Source organism: Kitasatospora sp. MBT63 (assembly GCF_000710465.2).
GTDB lineage: Bacteria > Actinomycetota > Actinomycetes > Streptomycetales > Streptomycetaceae > Kitasatospora.
The window spans coordinates 1-1512 of the sequence record NZ_JAIZ01000399.1 but is presented as its reverse complement, the minus strand read 5'-3'; the positions used below and the strand labels follow the sequence as shown (position 1 = coordinate 1512).

The 1512-nt window shown below is 75.9% G+C and carries 1 protein-coding gene; it reads right to left on the bottom strand.

Annotated elements, in window-relative coordinates:
* On the bottom strand, nt 1–1316 hold a 1316-nt coding region (locus AA75_RS22710; protein WP_033822031.1), incomplete at its 3' end, for a glycosyltransferase 87 family protein.
* Nucleotides 1317–1512 lie beyond the last annotated feature (196 nt).

Below are 1512 nucleotides of genomic sequence, written 5' to 3'. Positions count from 1 at the left end.
GGGGCTCCGGCGGCCCGGCGGCGGGCCCTGACACGGAGCGCGGCCAGGGTGAGGAAGCAGATCCCGACGATCGGGTAGACGTCCGCGGGGAACTGGTGCAGCGGCGGCAGGTGGAGGTCGAGGTCGCCCTTGTGGGGGACGACCCACATGCCGAAGGACAGGAACGCGAGCAGCGTGGCGCCGAGGATCGGCCGCCAGCGCAGCCGGCGGCCGGCGGCCGGCCGGGAGTGCTCGTGGGCGGCCTCGGCGGCGAGCAGGACGAGGACCGGGACGCACCAGACCCAGTGGTGGGTCCAGCTGATCGGGGAGATCAGGACGGCGGTGACCGCGGCGCAGCACACCCCCCAGGCGTCGGCGCGCGGGGTCCAGCGGGCGCTGCGGTGCGCCCAGGCGGCGACCGCGAGGCCGGCCAGGGCGACGGTGGCGCTCGCCAGGGTGGCGAGGGTGCCGGGGTCGGCGCTGTGCAGCAGCCGGGCCACGGCGCCGCGGACGGACTGGTTGTCGACGATCTCGGTCTTGCCGACCCGGGAGGAGTCGTAGAGGTACTTGGTCCAGAAGCCCCAGGTGGCGTCGGGGAGGACTGCGGCGCCGAGGGCGAAGGTGGCCAGGAAGGTGGCGCCGGCCACGAACGCGGCCCGGACCCGCCCGGTGATCAGCAGGTAGACGGCGAACAGGCCGGGGGTGAGCTTGATCCCGGCCGCGATGCCGATGGCGACGCCCTTGCTGCGCCTGCCGTCGGGGCGGGTGAGGTCCCAGAGGATCAGGCAGGCGAGGGCGAGGTTGATCTGGCCGTAGCGGAGCGTGGTGAAGACCGGTTCCAGCCAGACGCCGAGTCCGGCGATCAGGACCACGCCGACGGGGCGCAGGTCGCGGCGCGGCCAGCCGACCAGCTTGAAGGACAGGTGGGCGAGCACGGCGAGCAGGGCGACGTTCCCGGCGGTGATGGCGACCCGCAGGAAGCCGATGCCGAACCAGGTGGTGGGGACGAAGAGCATCGCTGCGAACGGCGGGTAGGTGGCCGGCAGGCTCCACTCGGTGACGCGCAGCGCGTACAGGTCGTGGCCGCCGGCCACGGCGGCGCCCTCGGCGCGGTAGACGATCATGTCGACCATCGAGGTGCCGACGAAGTGCCGCACGGTGGCGTAGGCCAGCAAGGAGAGCAGGGCCAGCGCGGTGGCGGCGGTCAGCGGGCGGCGCGGGGCGGTCCGCAGGGCCGTGAGCGGCGCGGCGAGCGCGCGGCGCAGGGTTGCCGTCGGGGCATCGGGCTGTCCAGGCCGCTGCGCGAGCGGCCTGCGTTCCTCTTGCACCGTGCTCACGTCGTGCTCCGTCCGCTGGTGGGGCCAGCAAGCGACCTTACCGGACCTGTCCCGGGGGCCGCCCGGCCGCGGACCGGCGACTGCGGGCCGTCGCGGTGCGGCCACCGGGGGTGGGCGGACGGACGCCGCCCCCGGGCCGTGGCGGTCCGGGGGCGGCGGTGTCGCGGCGGGGGCGGCGGGGTCGCGGCGGGGGGGG